This window comes from Streptomyces bambusae (assembly GCF_019400985.1).
GTDB classification, from domain to species: domain Bacteria; phylum Actinomycetota; class Actinomycetes; order Streptomycetales; family Streptomycetaceae; genus Streptomyces; species Streptomyces bambusae_A.
This window is the reverse complement of the sequence record NZ_WTFF01000185.1, coordinates 1-14,648: the sequence shown is the minus strand read 5'-3', so window position 1 is coordinate 14,648 and position 14,648 is coordinate 1. Positions and strand designations below refer to the sequence as shown.

Below are 14,648 nucleotides of genomic sequence, written 5' to 3'. Positions count from 1 at the left end.
GGCGGAGGGGGCTCAGCCCGCCGGCGTCGAGGACTTCAGGGTGCCGTCCGGGGCCGCGAGCAGGACCGGGGTGTCCGGACCGCCGAGGTCGCGGACGGCGGCCCGGTCGGCGTCGGCCGGGGCGTCGGCGGTGCTGACGACGGCGGCGGCCTCCAGCGACCGGGCGCCGCTGGCCACGGCCATGGCGACGGCGGTCTGGAGGGCGCTGAGCTTGAGGGAGTCGAGCGAGACGGTGCCGGCGACGTACGTGCGGCCGGTCTCGTCGCGGACCGCGGCACCCTCGGGCACGCCGTTGCGGGCCCGGGCGCTGCGCGCCAGCGTGATGATCTTGCTGTCCTCGGGGCCCAGTTCGGTGGTGTCGGTCATGGGCGACAGCATATGGAGCGCCTGGGCGGGGCCGGGCGACGACCCCGCCGAGGCGCTCTCCCCTCCACCCCCCGTTCCGCTCCACGACGCCCCCCGGCGTCCCCCTGGAACGGATCTTGCTTGGCACAAGCAAAGCTAAGCGTAAGGTAAAGAAATCCGATGATCGGCCAACTGGCGAAATCGTGACCTTGGCGGAACCAGGCCCTCCGCAGGCGGCCTTCAGAGCCGGTCGAGCCGCAGCCGCTCCGCGCGCGGCAGCCCCGCCACCACCAGGTCGTACGAGTCCTCGACGAGCTCGCGCACCATCCGGTCGGGCAGCCCGTCCACGGTCACGGTGTTCCAGTGCCGCTTGTTCATGTGCCAGCCCGGCGCGATCGCGGGGTGCTCGGCCCGGAGCCGGACGGCCAGCTCCGGGTCGCACTTGAGGTTGACCGTCAGCGGCGTCGCGTCCAGGGCCGAGAGCGCGAACATCTTGCCCAGCACCTTGAAGACCGAGGTCTCCGGGTTGAAGGGGAACTCCTCCACCGCCGCGTTGAAGCCCAGGCAGAACGCGCGCAGCTCGGCCGGGGTCACAGCGCCCCGCCCCGCTCCGGCCCCGGATCCCGGTCCGCCGAGGGGTCGGACTCCGGCTGCACCGGCTCCGCGAGCACGGTGACGATCTTGTTCCGGCGGCCCGCCGGAGCCTCCGCCGTCAGCCGCAGCGACCGTCCGTCGGGCAGCTCGACCAGCGCCGAGGCGCCGGCGATCGGCACCCGGCCGAGCGCCTTGGCCAGCAGTCCGCCGACCGTCTCCACGTCCTCGTCGTCGAAGGCGTCGATCCCGAAGAGCTCGCCGAGGTCGGTGATGTCCAGACGGGCCGTCACCCGGTAGCGGTCCTCGCCGAGTTCCTCGACGGGCGGGAGTTCGCGATCGTACTCGTCGGTGATCTCGCCGACGATCTCCTCCAGGATGTCCTCGATGGTGACGATCCCGGCCGTGCCGCCGTACTCGTCGATGACGACGGCGACGTGGTTGCGGACCTGCTGCATCTCGCGCAGCAGGTCGCCGGCGTTCTTGGTGTCCGGCACGAAGACCGCCGGGCGCATGGCCGTGGTCACCAGTTCCGCCTCGGCCTCGCGGTTGATGTGCGTCTTGCGGACCAGGTCCTTCAGGTACACGATCCCGACGATGTCGTCCTCGTTCTCCCCGGCCACCGGGATCCGCGAGAAGCCCGAGCGCAGGGCGAGGGTGGTCGCCTGACGGATCGTCTTGTACCGCTCGATGCAGATCAGGTCGGTGCGCGGCACCATCACCTCGCGCACCAGGGTGTCGCCGAGCTCGAAGACCTGGTGCACCATCCGGCGCTCCTCGTCCTCGATCAGCGACTCCTTCTCCGCCAGGTCCACCAGCGCACGCAGCTCCGCCTCGGACGCGAAGGGGCCCTTGCGGAAGCCCTTGCCGGGGGTGAGCGCGTTACCGATGAGGATGAGCAGGTGCAGGATCGGGCCCATCACCCGGGCCAGCGGCACCAGGACGTACGCCGCGGCCGTCGCCGTGTTCAGCGGGTGCTGGAGGCCGATGGTGCGCGGCGAGACGCCCACGGCGACGAAGGAGACCAGCACCATCACCGCGATGGCGACCAGCAGCGCCTTCCAGTTCTCGCCGAGCGCGTCCAGGCAGACGTACGTGACGAGCACGCCCGCCGCCATCTCGCAGGTCACCCGCACCAGCAGCGCCACGTTGACGTAGCGCGTCGGATCGGCGGCGACCTGCGCCAGCTTGGCGCTGCCGCGCCGGCCCTCGCGTACGGCCTGCTCGGCGCGGAAGCTGGAGACCCGGGCGATGCCCGCCTCGGCGCAGGCCGCCAGCCAGGCCACCACGACGAGCAGGACCGCCCCGGTGATCAGCTGGGGGGCGGTCACGAGACGGTGGGGGCCGGCGAGGGGCCGGTCAGGCCGTGCTCGGCCCGCCAGCCGTCCACGATGGCCGCCTGGAGGCCGAACATCTCGGCCTTCTCGTCCGGCTCCTCGTGGTCGTACCCGAGCAGGTGCAGCACCCCGTGGACGGTCAGGAGCTGGAGCTCCTCGTCCATGGAGTGCTGCGTCGGCGCGTCCTCGCCCTGCTTCTTGGCGACCTCGGGGCAGAGCACGATGTCGCCGAGGAGCCCCTGCGGCGGCTCCTCGTCGTCCTTGGCCGGCGGACGCAGCTCGTCCATCGGGAAGGACATGACGTCGGTGGGTCCGGGCAGGTCCATCCACTGGATGTGGAGCTGCTCCATCGCCGCGGCGTCGACGACGATGACGGAGAGCTCGGACAGCGGGTGGATCCGCATCCTGGTGAGCGCATAGCGGGCGATGTCGAGGATCGCCTGCTCGTCGACCTCGGTTCCGGACTCGTTGTTGACGTCGATCGACATGTTCTTCTCGTGCTACTTCCCGTTGCGGCTGTCGTACTGCTCGTACGCGTCGACGATACGGCCGACGAGCCGGTGCCGTACGACATCCTGCGACGTCAGCATCGAGAAGTGCACGTCCTCGACGCCGTCGAGGATCTCCCGGACCTGGCGCAGCCCGGACTTGGTGCCGCCCGGAAGGTCGACCTGGGTGATGTCACCCGTGATCACGATCTTCGAATCGAAGCCGAGCCGGGTCAGGAACATCTTCATCTGCTCGGGATTCGTGTTCTGCGCCTCGTCCAGGATGATAAAAGCATCATTCAGGGTGCGACCGCGCATGTACGCCAGCGGCGCCACCTCGATCGTGCCGGCCGCCATCAGGCGCGGGATCGAGTCCGGGTCGAGCATGTCGTGCAGCGCGTCGTACAGCGGGCGCAGGTACGGGTCGATCTTCTCGTAGAGCGTGCCGGGCAGGAAGCCGAGCCGCTCGCCCGCCTCGACGGCGGGGCGGGTCAGGATGATCCGGTTGACCTGCTTGGACTGCAGGGCCTGGACCGCCTTGGCCATGGCGAGGTAGGTCTTGCCGGTACCGGCGGGGCCGATGCCGAAGACGACCGTGTGCTTGTCGATGGCGTCGACGTAGCGCTTCTGGTTGAGGGTCTTGGGGCGGATGGTGCGGCCGCGGCTGGAGAGGATGTTCTGGGTGAGCACCTCTGCGGGCGTCTCGGCCGGGCCGTTGCCGGTCTCGCTCGCCTTGAGCATGGCGATCGAGCGTTCCACTGCGTCCTCCGTCATCGGCTGCCCGGTGCGGAGCACCAGCATCATCTCGTCGAACAGGCGCTGGATCAGGGCGACTTCCCTGGCGTCGCCGATCGCGCTGATCTCATTTCCCCGGACATGGATGTCGGCCTCCGGGAAGGCGTTCTCTATCACGCGCAACAGTGCGTCACCCGAGCCGAGCACCGTCACCATGGGGTGCTTGGCCGGAACGGTGAAGTGGGCTCGTGCCTGTCCCGGTGCGGGGATGTGGGCTGTGGGTGTCTGCGTCATGGGCCGGCTCTGAGGCCTGCACATACCTCCCGTTGCGGGGTCTCGCCGATCGACGACCTCTGAGTACCAAGCGTACGACGCCGCTGCCGGCTTCCCGAGGGGTTTTCCCGGGGGTGGGGGCCGGGCGGAGGGGAGCCGTCCGCACCGGCCGCCCGGGGCCCCGCACCCCGGGCCGCCGGGCCTACGCCGGGTTGCGGAAGCCGATCGTCGGCACCGCCCGGCGCCGGTCCGCGGCCGGGCCGGCCTGCGGCGGCAGCAGGGCGTCCAGGAAGGCGTAGCGGGCGGGCGGGTCCGGCTGTCCGCGCCACCAGGCCGCGACCTCCGGCCAGCCGGGGGCGGAGAGCGAGCCGCCGAACTCCTGCACCGAGAGGGCCGCCGTCAGGCCCGCGAACGCCAGCCGGTCGGCGAGCGGCCAGCCGGCCAGGGTGCCGGTGACGAAGCCGGCCATGTACACGTCGCCGGCGCCCGTGGGGTCGAGGGCCTCGACCGCGATGGCGGGCACGTCCGCGGTCTCCCCGGTGCGGCCGTCCACCGCGTACGAGCCCTCCGGGCCCATGGTCACCACCGCGATCGGCACCCGGTCGGCCAGGGCCCGGGCCGCGGCGCGGGGGCAGTCGGTGCGGGTGTAGCGCATGGCCTCCCCGGCGTTGGGCAGGAAGGCCTCGCAGTGCTCCAGGTCGAGCGCGGCCAGGTCCCAGCGGCCGCTGTCGTCCCAGCCGACGTCGGCGAAGACCCGCGCCCCCCGGCGGGCCGCCGCGGCCACCCACGCCTCGGGGCGGCCGGGGGTCAGCGAGGCGATGGCGGCGCGGGCGCGCGGCGGGGCGTCGGGGAAGGGGCCGTGGCCGTCCGGGCCCGGGGCCCGGGCGCCGAAGGCGGGGGACGGGGCCTCGTGGCCGTGGCTGACCATGGTGCGCTCGCCCTCGTAGGCCATCGAGACGGTGACCGGGCTGTGCCAGCCGGGGACGGTCCGCGACAGCGACAGGTCGATGCCCTCGCCCTGCTCCAGCGCGTCCCAGCAGTACTCGCCGTAGTGGTCGTCCCCGAAGGCGGCCGCCAGCGAGGTCCGCAGGCCCAGCCGGGCCAGCGCGGTGGCCATGTTGGCGACCCCGCCCGGGCTGGAGCCCATGCCCCGCGCCCAGGACTCCGTACCGCGTACGGGGGCCGAGTCGAGGCCGGTGAAGATGATGTCCAGGAAGACGGTGCCGGTGAGGAAGACGTCGCAGTCGGGGTCCTCGGGCGCGCGCAGGGCGCCGAGCGGGTCCACCGGGTCCGCGACGCAGGCGGCGGGCTGCGGCGCGGTGGAGCCGACGGTCGGCGTGGTGGTGCGGACGGTCCGGTCGCTGGGACGGCTCACGGTCAACTCCCCGGTTCGACGGAGAGCTGCCGGCACTCCCCGTGTGGGCCCGAGTCAAAACCAATGGTGGGCTAGATCACAAGCAAGGACACCCGTGCGGGCCGCCCGGTCCCGTACGGGGCCGGGCGGGGCGCCGGGCGGGGCCGGGCGGCCGGTCAGGGGCGCTTGGGCAGCGGGACCCGCAGCAGGTCGGCGGCCACGGTCAGCTCGCCCTCGAAGCCGGCCTCGCGCGCCTCGCGCTCGAAGGCCTGCGGGTCGGTGTACCGCTGCGAGAAGTGCGTCAGCACCAGGTGCCGTACGCCCGCGTCGCGTGCGACCCGGGCCGCCTGGCCCGCGGTGAGGTGGCCGTGCTCGGTGGCGAGCCGGGCATCCTCGTCGAGGAACGTCGACTCGATCACGAGCATGTCGCAGCCCACGGCGAGCGCTTCCACGCCCTCGCAGAGCCGGGTGTCCATGACGAAGGCGAAGACCTGCCCGCGCCGGTGCTCGCTGACCTGCTCCAGCGTGACCCCGTCCAGGGAGCCGTCCCGCTGGATGCGGCCGACGTCGGGGCCGGTGATGCCGTGCCGGGCCAGCAGCTCGGGCAGTATCCGGCGGCCGTCGGGCTCGGCGAGCCGGTAGCCGAAGGACTCGACCGGGTGCGAGAGCCGGCGGGCATGGAGGGTGTACGCCGGCGTGCTCGCCAGCACACCGTCCTGGGCGACCGGCACCTCGTCGACGACCACGGTCTCCCGGTAGGCGGTGGCGTGCCGCAGCCGGTCGTAGAACTTCTGCCCGCTGGCCGGGAAGTGCGCGGTGATGGGGTGCGGGACCCGGTCGAGGTTGATGCGCTGGATCACCCCGGCCAGGCCGAGGCTGTGGTCCCCGTGGAAGTGGGTGACGCAGATCCGGTGGATGTCGTGGGCGGCGACGCCGGCGCGCAGCATCTGGCGCTGCGTGCCCTCCCCGGGGTCGAAGAGGATGCCCTCGCCGTCCCAGCGCAGCAGGTAGCCGTTGTGGTTGCGGTGGCGGGTGGGTACCTGGCTGGCGGTACCGAGCACCACGAACTCGCGTGCGGACACGGCTCTAGCCGGGGGGCCACTGGAGGCCGCGGCCGCCCAGGACGTGTGCGTGCGCGTGGAAGACGGTCTGGCCGGCGCCGGCGCCGGTGTTGAGCACGATCCGGAAGCCCGTGCCGTCGATCTTCTCCTGGGCCGCGATCTCGCCGGCGGCGGTCAGCATGTCGGCGGCGGCCTGCGGGTCGGCCGCGGCGAGCGTGGCGGCGTCGGGGTAGTGGACCTTGGGGATGACCAGCACGTGCGTGGGCGCCTGGGGGTTGATGTCCCGGAACGCGTACGTGGTCTCGGTCTCGTGGACCACGGTCGCGGGGACCTCGCCCTTGACGATCTTGCAGAACAGGCAGTCCGCCTGCGGTTCGCCTGCCATCACTCAGCCTCTCGTAACGGTGATCACTCAGCGCATCGTAGCGGGGCGGGGGCCGGCACGGCGGGCCTGTGGATATCAGGACCAGCGCCCCGTGCGGGCAGCGGGCCTGTGGACGTCAGGACCAGCGCCCCGTGCGGGCCAGCAGGACCGCCACCGCCGCCGTGCCGGCCGTCGAGGTGCGCAGGACCGACCGGCCCAGCCGGTACGGATGCGCTCCGGCCTGCGCGAACACCGCGAGCTCCTCCGGCGAGACCCCGCCCTCGGGGCCGACGACGACCACCACCGAGCCGGCGGCGGGCAGCTGCGCCGTCGCCAGCGCCTGCGAGGGGTGGTCGCGGTCCTCGTGGAGTACGACGCCCAGGTCGGCCCCGGCCAGCAGCTGGGCCACCTGCTTGGTGGACATCGCCTCGGCGACCTCCGGGAACCGCACCCGGCGGGACTGCTTGCCCGACTCCCGGGCCGTACTGCGCCACTTGGCCAGCGACTTGGCGCCGCGGTCCCCGCGCCACTGCGTGATGCACCGGGACGCCTGCCACGGCACGATCGCGTCGACGCCGGTCTCGGTCATGGTCTCGACGGCCAGCTCGCCGCGGTCGCCCTTGGGCAGCGCCTGGACGACCGTGATGTGCGGCTGCGGCGCGGGTTCGGTGTGCACGGACTCCAGGTCGGTGACGACGAGGCGGTCCTTGCCCTCGGCGGCCTTGACCACGCCCTCGGCCCAGTGGCCCCGGCCGTCCGTGAGCACCACGTCCTCGCCGGGGGTCAGCCGCTTGACCGACACCGCGTGCCGGCCCTCGGGCCCCTCCAGGACGAACTCCGGGCCCGCGGGCACCTCTTCGACCACGAACACCGGGGCCGTCATCACACGCTCCTCATCTGTGTCTCGGCCAGTTCGGCCGCCAGTACCTCCACCAGTTCCCCGGCCGGCAGGGCCCGGGTCAGCCGGTGGCCCTGGCCCGCCCACAGGGCCATGCCCTGCGGGTCCCCGGCCGCCGCGGCGGCCTTGCGCAGTCCCGCGGTCAGGTGGTGCACCTGAGGGTATGCGGCCGGGGCGTACGGTCCGTGCTCCCGCATGAACCGGTTGACCAGGCCCCGGGCGGGGCGGCCGGAGAACGCGCGGGTGAGCTCGGTGCGGGCGAACAGCGGGTCCGTCAGCGCCTTCTTGTGCAGCGGGTGCGCGCCCGACTCGGGGCACGCCAGGAACGCCGTGCCCAGCTGTGCGGCGTCCGCGCCCGCGGCCAGTACCGCGGCGATCTGCGAGCCGCGCATCAGCCCGCCCGCCGCGATGATCGGCAGCGCGACCGCCTCCCGTACCTGGGCGACCAGCGCCAGCAGCCCGACGCCCGTGCCGTCGGCCTGCGGGTCGTCGCGGTGGGTGCCCTGGTGGCCGCCGGCCTCGATGCCCTGGACGCACACGGCGTCCGCCCCGGCCGCCTGCGCGGTCCGGGCCTCCTCCACGGAGGTCACGGTCACCACGGTGAGCGTGCCGGCCGCGCGCAGCCGGGTGAGCACGTCGGCCGACGGGCAGCCGAAGGTGAACGAGACGACGGGGACCGGGTCTTCGAGCAGGATGGCCAGCTTCGCGTCGTAGCCGTCGTCGGCCGTGCCAACGATGTCATCGTCGGCCAGCGAGGTGTCGTACCAGCTCGCCTCGCCCGCGAGCTGGCCGCGGTAGGCCTCGACTGCGGCCGGTTCGACGTACGCGGTCTGGGGCATGAAGAGGTTCACGCCGAACGGCCGCCGGGTCAGCCCCCGCAGCCGTTTGATCTCCTGGTACATGCCGTCGGCGGTCTTGTAGCCGCCGGCCAGGAAGCCCAGCCCGCCCGCCTCGCACACGGCGGCGGCGAGCGGCGGGCAGGAAGCGCCGCCCGCCATCGGGGCCTGCACGATCGGGTAGTGGGAAAGACCGTTCAGTGCGGTGGACATGAGGTGCATCGTGCCATGCCCACCGCACCGGGCCGAATCGTGGCATTCGCCTGGCATAGTCCGAGCGCGCAGACCGGCCAGGCGACCGCCGAACCGGGGCTATCGCCCGTTGAACGCATCCTTCAGGCGGCTGAACAGGCCCTGCTGCCCCGGCTGGAACTGGCCCATGGGCCGTTCCTCGCCGCGCAGCTTGGCCAGCTGCCGCAGCAGCTCCTCCTGCTGGGCGTCCAGCTTGCTCGGGGTCTGCACCTCGACGTGGACGATCAGGTCGCCGCGGCCGCCGCCGCGCAGGTGGGTGACGCCCCGGCCGTGCAGCGGGATGGACTGTCCGGACTGGGTACCGGGCCGGATGTCCACCTCCTCCATGCCGTCCAGCGTCTCCAGCGGGCACTTGGTGCCCAGCGCCGCCGCGGTCATCGGGAGGGTCACCGTGCAGTGCAGGTCGTCCCCGCGCCGCTGGAACACCGGGTGCGGCAGCTCATGGATCTCCACGTACAGGTCGCCGGCGGGGCCGCCGCCGGGGCCGACCTCGCCCTCGCCCGCGAGCTGGATGCGGGTGCCGTTCTCGACGCCGGCCGGGATCTTGACCGTCAGGCTGCGGCGGGAGCGGATCCGGCCGTCGCCCGCGCACTCGGGGCACGGCGTGGGGACCACGGTGCCGAAGCCCTGGCACTGGGGGCAGGGGCGGGAGGTCATGACCTGGCCCAGGAAGGACCGCGTCACCTGGGACACCTCACCGCGGCCACGGCACATGTCGCAGGTCTGCGCGGAGGTGCCGGGCGCGGCGCCCTCGCCGGAGCAGGTCGTGCACACGATCGCGGTGTCGACCTGGATGTCCTTGGTCGTGCCGAACGCGGCCTCGTCGAGCTCCAGCTCCAGGCGGATCATCGCGTCCTGGCCGCGCCGGGTGCGCGAGCGCGGGCCGCGCTGGGACGCCGTACCGAAGAACGCGTCCATGATGTCCGAGAAGTTGCCGAAGCCGCCGGCTCCGAAGCCGCCCGCGCCGCCGCCGCCCGAGGAGGACAGCGGGTCGCCGCCGAGGTCGTAGACCTGCTTCTTCTGCGGGTCCGACAGCACCTCGTACGCGGCGTTGATCTCCTTGAAACGCTCCTGCGTCTTGGGATCGGGGTTCACGTCCGGGTGCAGCTCGCGGGCGAGCCGCCGGAAGGCCTTCTTGATCTCGTCCTGCGATGCGTCGCGGCGCACGCCGAGTACGGCGTAGTAGTCCGTGGCCACTTACGACTCCGCCAGGATCTGTCCGACGTAACGTGCCACTGCGCGTACCGCTCCCATCGTTCCGGGGTAGTCCATGCGGGTCGGTCCGACCACGCCCATCTTGGCGACTGTCTCGCCGCCCGAACCGTAGCCGACCGAGACGACGGACGTGGAGTTCAGTCCCTCGTAGGCGTTCTCGTGGCCGATGCGTACGGTCATCCCCGACTCGTTGACCTCGCCGAGCAGCTTGAGGAGCACGACCTGCTCCTCCAGCGCCTCCAGCACCGGCCGGATGGTCAGGGGGAAATCGTGTCCGAAGCGGGTGAGATTGGCGGTGCCGCCGATCATCAGCCGCTCCTCGGTCTCCTCCACGAGGGTCTCCAGGAGCGTGGACAGCACGGTCTGCACCGTGGCCCGGTCCTCGGCCTCGAAGGATTCCGGCAGGTCCTGCACCAGCTGCGGCACGTCCGCGAAGCGGCGGCCGACCACCTTGCCGTTCAGCCGCGCCCGCAGGTCCGCCAGCGACTGCTCGCCGAACGGCGCGTTGCAGTCGACCATGCGCTGCTCGACCCGCCCTGTGTCCGTGATCAGGACGAGCATCAGGCGCGCGGGCGCGAGCGAGAGCAGCTCGACGTGGCGGACCGTGGAGCGGGTCAGCGACGGGTACTGCACGACGGCGACCTGCCGGGTCAGCTGCGCGAGCAGCCGCACCGTGCGGCCGACCACGTCGTCGAGGTCGACGGCGCCGTCGAGGAAGTGCTGGATGGCCCGGCGCTCCGGGCTCGACAGCGGCTTGACGCCGGCGAGCTTGTCGACGAAGAGCCGGTAGCCCTTGTCGGTGGGGATCCGGCCGGCGCTGGTGTGGGGCTGGGCGATGTAGCCCTCGTCCTCCAGCACGGCCATGTCGTTGCGCACGGTGGCGGGCGAGACCCCGAGCCGGTGGCGCTCGGTCAGCGCCTTGGAGCCGACCGGCTCCTCCGTCCCGACGTAGTCCTGGACGATGGCGCGCAGCACTTCGAGCCTGCGTTCGCTGAGCATCGCGCGCACCTCCAGCGCTGGTTCCGTTCGGTTTCGGCCTGTGTCTGGCACTCGGTACAGGTGAGTGCCAGGATCCCCCGGTCAGTGTACGGCGGGCGGGCACGCCCCTCGCAAGGGCGGCGGCCCGTCGGGCCGGTCACGGTAGCGTCGCGGTATGGACATCGCTTGGGAAGAGGTGGGCTGGGAACGGCTCACGGCGCGCACCGGGCGGCGACGCCTGCCGGTGTGGGACTGCACGGTGGGGCTGGTGGTGGGCGACGACTCCGTCCTGCTGATCGACCCGGGATCGTCCGTGCGGGAGGGCGCCGGGCTGCGTGCCCAGGCGGAGCGGCTGACGGGCCGGCACGTGACCCATATCGCATTCACCCACGGCCATTTCGATCACGTGCTGGGCGGGGCGGCCTTCTCGGGCGCCGAGGTGTACGGGGCGGTGGGCCTGGACGCGCTGCTGGCGGCCGAGCGGGAGGAGCTGCGCGCGTCGGCGGTGGCGCACGGCCTGCCGGAGCAGGACGCGGACGAGTCGGCGGACCTGCTCGTGCTGCCGCGCCACCCGGTCTCGGGCGAGTGGACGCTGGAGCTGGGCGGGGTGCAGGTGCTGCTGGCGAACGTCGGACCCGGCCACACCGGGCACGACCTGGCCGTCTTCGTGCCGGACCCGGGCGGGGCGGAGGTGGTCTTCTGCGGGGACCTGGTGGAGGAGTCCGGGGAGCCGCAGGCGGGCTCGGACGCGGTGCCGGCGCAGTGGCCGGCGGCCCTGGACCGGCTGCTGTCGCTGGGGGGCGAGGACGCTCTGTACGTGCCGGGGCACGGGGCGGTGGTCCGGGCCGGCTTCGTACGTGCGCAGCGCGCCACTTTGGCGGCCCGCTTCGGCGTGTCGCCTTGATCGGCGGGTACGGCGCCCTACTGTCGGCCGGATGCGTGAGTACTCGCCCGACCTGACCCCGCCGTGGAAGCGTGCGCAGCCGGTGCCGGAGGTGCCAGCCGACCCCGATCTGGTGGTCGAGGTGGCGGGTACGGATTTCTGCGGCGCGGTGGTGGCCTGCGAGGGCGGCACGGTGACCCTGGAGGACCGCTTCGGCAAGCGGCGGGTGTTCCCGCTGGAACCGCTGGGGTTCCTGCTGGAGGGCAAGGCCGTGACCCTGGTCCGGCCGTCGCGGGTGGCGGCTGCGAAGGGCCCGGGCCGTACGGCGTCCGGCTCGCTCGCCGTGCCGGGAGCGCGGGCCCGGGTGGCGCGGGCGGGCCGGATCTACGTGGAGGGCCGGCACGACGCCGAGCTGGTCGAGCGGGTGTGGGGCGACGACCTGCGCATCGAGGGCGTGGTCGTGGAGTACCTCTCCGGCATCGACGACCTGCCGACGGTCGTCGCCGACTTCGGCCCGGCGCCGGACGCCCGGCTGGGGGTGCTGGTGGACCACCTGGTCGAGGGCTCGAAGGAGTCGCGCATCGCGGCGGGGATCTCGTCCCCGGACGTCCTCGTCGTCGGCCACCCGTACATCGACGTCTGGCAGGCCGTGAAGCCGTCCGCCCTGGGCATCCCGGCCTGGCCGGTCGTTCCCCGGGGCCAGGACTGGAAGACGGGCGTCTGCCGCGCCCTGGGCTGGCCGGCGAACACGGGCGCGGCGTGGGCTCACATCCTGTCGCGGGTCACCTCGTACCGGGACCTGGAGCCGGCCCTGCTCGGGCGGGTGGAGGAACTGATCGACTTCGTTACGGTAGGCGAGGCCTCTTGACTTTGGGGAGCGTGCCGAACTCGCTGGTGTTGAGTTCGAAACCACCGAGGACGTCCAGCGCCAACGGGGCACCGAACTTGGTCTTCAGCTCCACGTCGTAATCGGCCTCCTCGCCCTTGCCTTTCGGCTCGGTGAGCAGCAAACACCGGGCCTCGAACGGGTCGATGATCAGGTACGCGGGGATTTGGCCGGCGGCGTACATCGAGCGCTTGGTGACGTAGTCCGCCTCGACGCTGCTCTTGGACACGACTTCGACCGCCAGGGTGACAGCAGGAGCCGGGACGAGGCGTCCGGGGCCCTTGAACGCACCCTTCTCGACCACGACAAGATCCGGCTGGGGCTCGCTCGACTCACCGGGGATGGCGACGTCCTGTGTCTGCACACGATGCCACCGGCCGCCCGGAATCTGGTCCTGGACCGACAGGACGATCAGATTGTGGACCCAGTCCGGCCCTGCCATCATCACGATGTTCCCCCGGAGGAGTTCGATCTTGTAGTGCCCAAAGAGCTCGGGGTGCTCGTCGAACACTTCGATCATTCGTTCGTCCACAGCGGTCATCTCCGTGGTCCTCCACATCCGCCGCGTGCCTTACGGCGGCAGCCTAGGGACAGCGTAGGCAGCCGCACACGCGTTCCGCACGGATTCACTCCAGTGAGTGATCAGTCCACAAGGTCACGGACCACCGCGTCGGCCAGCAGCCGCCCGCGCAGGGTGAGGACGGCCCGCCCGTCGTCGTACGGAGCCGGCTCCAGGAGCCCGTCGGCCAAGGCGCGGCGGGACGCCGCGAGGCCCGCCGGCGCCAGCAGGGACAGCGGGCAGCCGTCGGCCAGCCGCAGCTCCAGCAGGATCCGCTCCACCCGCCGGTCCTCGTCCGACAGCAGCTCGCGGCCCGCGCCCGGGGAGCGGCCGGCGGCCAGGGCCGCGGCGTACGCGCCGGGGTGCTTGACGTTCCACCAGCGGACCCCGCCGACGTGGCTGTGCGCGCCGGGGCCCGCGCCCCACCAGTCGGCGCCGCGCCAGTACAGCTCGTTGTGCAGGCAGCGGGCGGCCTCGGAGGTGGCCCAGTTCGAGACCTCGTACCAGGAGTAGCCGGCCTGCGACAGGACCGACTCGGCGATCAGGTAGCGGTCGGCGTGCACGTCGTCGTCGGTCATCGGGACCTCGCCGCGGCGGATCCGGCGGGCCAGCTGGGTGCCCTCCTCCACGATCAGGGCGTACGCCGAGACGTGGTCCGGGCCGGCGCCCAGCACCGCCTCCAGCGAGGCCCGCCAGTCGTCGTCGGACTCGCCGGGGGTGCCGTAGATCAGGTCGAGGTTGACGTGCTCGAAGCCGGCCGCGCGCGCCTCGGCCACGCAGGCCTCGGGCCGGCCCGGCGTGTGGGTGCGGTCGAGGATCTTCAAGACGTGCTGCCTGGCGCTCTGCATGCCGAAGGAGATCCGGTTGAAGCCGCCCTCACGCAGCTCGGCCAGGTACGCCGGGTCCACCGACTCCGGGTTGGCCTCGGTGGTGATCTCGGCGTCCTCGGCCAGGCCGAACTCGTCGCGGATCGCCCCGAGCATGCGGGCGAGGTCCGCGGCCGGCAGCAGGGTCGGCGTGCCGCCGCCCACGAACACGGTCCGCACGGGCCGCGGGTCGTCGCCGAGCACCTTGCGGGCGAGGCGGACCTCGTCGATCAGCGTGTCGGCGTAGTTCTCCCGCGAGGCGAGCACGCCGCCGGTGCCGCGCAGCTCGGTGGCGGTGTAGGTGTTGAAGTCGCAGTACCCGCAGCGCGTGGCGCAGTACGGGACGTGCAGGTAGAACCCGAGCGGACGGTCCCCGGCGCCTGCCAGGGCGTGCGGCGGCAGCGCGCCGTCCTCGGGCATGGGGTCACCGTCGGGGAGTGCGGAAGGCATGGACCCATTGTCGCGTATGCCGCGACACGCCCGGGCGGTGCGCAGGGCCGGGCAGGGCGGGGCAGGGCGTACGGCGGGGGGGCGGGGGGGGGGGGGGGGCCCCCGCCCCCCCCCCCCCCCACCGCGGCGGCGGCGGGGGGTCTGAGCCCACTTGGTTCTCCGCACCTCTCTCTCATCGGGGGTTTGGACGTACTCACGGTCCGGGGGCCGGCGCTGTTCGGGGGGGCGGGGGGTGCTGCCGACTTGTCCGACGGTAGGCGCGTGCGGCGGCGCGAGC

At 72.7% G+C, this 14,648-nt stretch carries 16 protein-coding genes; 2 read left to right on the top strand and 14 right to left on the bottom strand.

Features of this window, described 5'->3' with window-relative positions:
- Positions 1 to 12: 12 nt before the first annotated feature.
- The 12 genes from GPJ59_RS23215 to hrcA form a co-directional block, all read right to left on the bottom strand.
- Positions 13 to 366 (bottom strand): cytidine deaminase, encoded by a 354-nt coding sequence (locus tag GPJ59_RS23215; protein ID WP_219669462.1) that lies wholly within the window; start codon positions 364 to 366, stop codon positions 13 to 15.
- A gap of 219 nt (positions 367 to 585) precedes the next feature.
- Positions 586 to 939 (bottom strand): MmcQ/YjbR family DNA-binding protein, encoded by a 354-nt coding sequence (locus tag GPJ59_RS23210; RefSeq protein WP_219669461.1) that lies wholly within the window; start codon positions 937 to 939, stop codon positions 586 to 588.
- On the bottom strand, positions 936 to 2,267 hold the full coding sequence (locus GPJ59_RS23205) for a hemolysin family protein (RefSeq protein WP_219669460.1): 1,332 nt from the start codon (positions 2,265 to 2,267) through the stop codon (positions 936 to 938). Before GPJ59_RS23205 ends, GPJ59_RS23210 begins: the two co-directional genes overlap by 4 nt.
- Positions 2,264 to 2,761: an rRNA maturation RNase YbeY gene (gene ybeY, locus GPJ59_RS23200; protein ID WP_219669459.1), complete on the bottom strand. Its 498-nt coding sequence runs from the start codon at positions 2,759 to 2,761 to the stop codon at positions 2,264 to 2,266. Before ybeY ends, GPJ59_RS23205 begins: the two co-directional genes overlap by 4 nt.
- Positions 2,762 to 2,773: 12 nt before the next feature.
- Positions 2,774 to 3,790, bottom strand: a complete 1,017-nt coding sequence (locus GPJ59_RS23195) for a PhoH family protein (RefSeq protein ID WP_219669458.1) — start codon at positions 3,788 to 3,790, stop codon at positions 2,774 to 2,776.
- Between the two features lie 181 nt (positions 3,791 to 3,971).
- Positions 3,972 to 5,054, bottom strand: coding sequence for a PfkB family carbohydrate kinase (locus GPJ59_RS23190; RefSeq protein ID WP_219669463.1), 1,083 nt, complete (start codon positions 5,052 to 5,054; stop codon positions 3,972 to 3,974).
- A gap of 245 nt (positions 5,055 to 5,299) precedes the next feature.
- Positions 5,300 to 6,205 (bottom strand): ribonuclease Z, encoded by a 906-nt coding sequence (locus GPJ59_RS23185; RefSeq protein ID WP_219669457.1) that lies wholly within the window; start codon positions 6,203 to 6,205, stop codon positions 5,300 to 5,302.
- A 4-nt stretch (positions 6,206 to 6,209) separates the two neighbouring features.
- Positions 6,210 to 6,569, bottom strand: a complete 360-nt coding sequence (locus GPJ59_RS23180; protein WP_219669456.1) for a histidine triad nucleotide-binding protein — start codon at positions 6,567 to 6,569, stop codon at positions 6,210 to 6,212.
- Between the two features lie 115 nt (positions 6,570 to 6,684).
- Positions 6,685 to 7,431, bottom strand: a complete 747-nt coding sequence (locus GPJ59_RS23175) for a 16S rRNA (uracil(1498)-N(3))-methyltransferase (RefSeq protein WP_219669455.1) — start codon at positions 7,429 to 7,431, stop codon at positions 6,685 to 6,687.
- Positions 7,431 to 8,495: a nitronate monooxygenase gene (locus tag GPJ59_RS23170; RefSeq protein ID WP_219669454.1), complete on the bottom strand. Its 1,065-nt coding sequence runs from the start codon at positions 8,493 to 8,495 to the stop codon at positions 7,431 to 7,433. Before GPJ59_RS23170 ends, GPJ59_RS23175 begins: the two co-directional genes overlap by 1 nt.
- A gap of 99 nt (positions 8,496 to 8,594) precedes the next feature.
- Entirely contained in the window at positions 8,595 to 9,731 is a 1,137-nt protein-coding gene (gene dnaJ / locus GPJ59_RS23165) for a molecular chaperone DnaJ (protein WP_219669453.1), read from the bottom strand.
- Positions 9,732 to 10,748, bottom strand: a complete 1,017-nt coding sequence (gene hrcA, locus GPJ59_RS23160; protein ID WP_219669452.1) for a heat-inducible transcriptional repressor HrcA — start codon at positions 10,746 to 10,748, stop codon at positions 9,732 to 9,734. It abuts the gene before it with no gap.
- 154 nt (positions 10,749 to 10,902) lie between these two features.
- Between hrcA and GPJ59_RS23155 the strand changes: the two genes are divergently transcribed.
- Positions 10,903 to 11,631 carry an MBL fold metallo-hydrolase gene (locus GPJ59_RS23155; RefSeq protein WP_219669451.1) on the top strand — a complete coding sequence of 243 codons (729 nt, stop codon included), beginning with the start codon at positions 10,903 to 10,905 and terminating at the stop codon, positions 11,629 to 11,631.
- Positions 11,632 to 11,662: 31 nt separating this feature from the next.
- Positions 11,663 to 12,478, top strand: a complete 816-nt coding sequence (locus GPJ59_RS23150) for a DUF3097 domain-containing protein (protein ID WP_219669450.1) — start codon at positions 11,663 to 11,665, stop codon at positions 12,476 to 12,478.
- Here the strand turns inward: GPJ59_RS23150 and GPJ59_RS23145 are convergent.
- Entirely contained in the window at positions 12,456 to 13,037 is a 582-nt protein-coding gene (locus GPJ59_RS23145) for a Uma2 family endonuclease (RefSeq protein WP_219669449.1), read from the bottom strand. The two genes, GPJ59_RS23150 and GPJ59_RS23145, sit on opposite strands and share 23 nt — an antisense overlap.
- Before the next feature lie 101 nt (positions 13,038 to 13,138).
- Positions 13,139 to 14,371 carry a radical SAM family heme chaperone HemW gene (hemW, locus tag GPJ59_RS23140; RefSeq protein WP_219669448.1) on the bottom strand — a complete coding sequence of 411 codons (1,233 nt, stop codon included), beginning with the start codon at positions 14,369 to 14,371 and terminating at the stop codon, positions 13,139 to 13,141.
- Positions 14,372 to 14,648: the final 277 nt, after the last annotated feature.

What these genes read in the sequence shown, in the direction of transcription:
- GPJ59_RS23215 (WP_219669462.1), bottom strand. Translation starts at nt 366, where the DNA reads ATGACCGACACCACCGAACTGGGCCCCGAGGACAGCAAGATCATCACG.
- ybeY (WP_219669459.1), bottom strand. Translation starts at nt 2,761, where the DNA reads ATGTCGATCGACGTCAACAACGAGTCCGGAACCGAGGTCGACGAGCAG.
- GPJ59_RS23195 (WP_219669458.1), bottom strand. Translation starts at nt 3,790, where the DNA reads ATGACGCAGACACCCACAGCCCACATCCCCGCACCGGGACAGGCACGA.
- GPJ59_RS23180 (WP_219669456.1), bottom strand. Translation starts at nt 6,569, where the DNA reads ATGGCAGGCGAACCGCAGGCGGACTGCCTGTTCTGCAAGATCGTCAAG.
- GPJ59_RS23175 (WP_219669455.1), bottom strand. Translation starts at nt 7,431, where the DNA reads ATGACGGCCCCGGTGTTCGTGGTCGAAGAGGTGCCCGCGGGCCCGGAG.
- GPJ59_RS23170 (WP_219669454.1), bottom strand. Translation starts at nt 8,495, where the DNA reads ATGTCCACCGCACTGAACGGTCTTTCCCACTACCCGATCGTGCAGGCC.
- hrcA (WP_219669452.1), bottom strand. Translation starts at nt 10,748, where the DNA reads ATGCTCAGCGAACGCAGGCTCGAAGTGCTGCGCGCCATCGTCCAGGAC.
- GPJ59_RS23155 (WP_219669451.1), top strand. Translation starts at nt 10,903, where the DNA reads ATGGACATCGCTTGGGAAGAGGTGGGCTGGGAACGGCTCACGGCGCGC.
- GPJ59_RS23150 (WP_219669450.1), top strand. Translation starts at nt 11,663, where the DNA reads ATGCGTGAGTACTCGCCCGACCTGACCCCGCCGTGGAAGCGTGCGCAG.
- GPJ59_RS23145 (WP_219669449.1), bottom strand. Translation starts at nt 13,037, where the DNA reads ATGACCGCTGTGGACGAACGAATGATCGAAGTGTTCGACGAGCACCCC.
- hemW (WP_219669448.1), bottom strand. Translation starts at nt 14,371, where the DNA reads ATGCCTTCCGCACTCCCCGACGGTGACCCCATGCCCGAGGACGGCGCG.